1 rRNA gene is annotated in these 1,422 nt (G+C 54.4%); it reads left to right on the top strand.

Annotated features, from left to right (window positions below):
* Positions 1–1,369: ribosomal RNA gene (locus ACFSGI_RS22480) — 23S ribosomal RNA — on the top strand; the annotation flags it as partial.
* Positions 1,370–1,422 lie beyond the last annotated feature (53 nt).

The raw sequence follows: 1,422 nt of genomic DNA, 5'->3' as shown, positions 1-1,422 counted from the left end.
AAGGCCAGGCTGTGATGAGGAGCGAAAATTACAGTAGCGAAGGTCATGATCTCACACTGCCAAGAAAAGTCTCTAGCCAGGAAGCAGGTGCCCGTACCGCAAACCGACACAGGTGGGCGAGAAGAGAATTCTAAGGCGCGCGGAAGAACTCTCGTTAAGGAACTCGGCAAAATGACCCCGTAACTTCGGGAGAAGGGGTGCCCCGGTAGTGTGAATAGCACGAGGGGGCCGCAGTGAAAAGGCCCAAGCGACTGTTTAGCAAAAACACAGGTCTGTGCGAAGCCGCAAGGCGAAGTATACGGGCTGACGCCTGCCCGGTGCTGGAAGGTTAAGGGGAGTGGTTAGCGCAAGCGAAGCTATGAACCGAAGCCCCAGTAAACGGCGGCCGTAACTATAACGGTCCTAAGGTAGCGAAATTCCTTGTCAGGTAAATTCTGACCCGCACGAATGGCGTAACGATTTGGGCGCTGTCTCAACGAGAGATCCGGTGAAATTTTAATACCTGTGAAGATGCAGGTTACCCGCGACAAGACGGAAAGACCCCATGGAGCTTTACTGCAACTTGATATTGAACTGGGGTGCGATTTGTACAGGATAGGTGGGAGCCGTAGACATCGGAGCGCAAGCTTCGGTTGAGGCGCCGTTGGGATACCACCCTGATCGCATTTGAGTTCTAACCTCGTACCGTGATCCGGTACAGGGACCGTGTCAGGTGGGCAGTTTGACTGGGGCGGTCGCCTCCTAAAGTGTAACGGAGGCGCCCTAAGGTTCCCTCAGAATGGTTGGAAATCATTCGAAGAGTGTAAAGGCAAAAGGGAGCTTGACTGCGAGACAGACACGTCGAGCAGGGACGAAAGTCGGGCTTAGTGATCCGGTGGTACCGCATGGAAGGGCCATCGCTCAACGGATAAAAGCTACCCTGGGGATAACAGGCTTATCTCCCCCAAGAGTCCACATCGACGGGGAGGTTTGGCACCTCGATGTCGGCTCATCGCATCCTGGGGCTGAAGTAGGTCCCAAGGGTTGGGCTGTTCGCCCATTAAAGCGGTACGCGAGCTGGGTTCAGAACGTCGTGAGACAGTTCGGTCCCTATCTGTCGTGGGCGTAGGAAATTTGAGAGGAGCTGTCCTTAGTACGAGAGGACCGGGATGGACGCACCGCTGGTGTACCAGTTGTTCCGCCAGGAGCATCGCTGGGTAGCTACGTGCGGAAGGGATAAGCGCTGAAAGCATCTAAGCGTGAAGCCCCCCTCAAGATGAGATTTCCCAGTATGTAAGACCCCTTGTAGACGACGAGGTTGATAGGTTGGGGGTGGAAGTGCCGTAAGGCATGGAGCTGACCAATACTAATCGGTCGAGGGCTTATCCAATCAAGCTAACACGCGATGGTTTTCGTTTTCGGATTCAGTTTTCAGGGAGCAAC

It is taken from the genome of Paenibacillus nicotianae (genome assembly GCF_042681745.1).
In the GTDB taxonomy this organism is placed as follows: Bacteria; Bacillota; Bacilli; order Paenibacillales; family Paenibacillaceae; genus Saccharibacillus; species Saccharibacillus nicotianae.
This window is presented reverse-complemented; position numbering and strand designations above follow the sequence as displayed.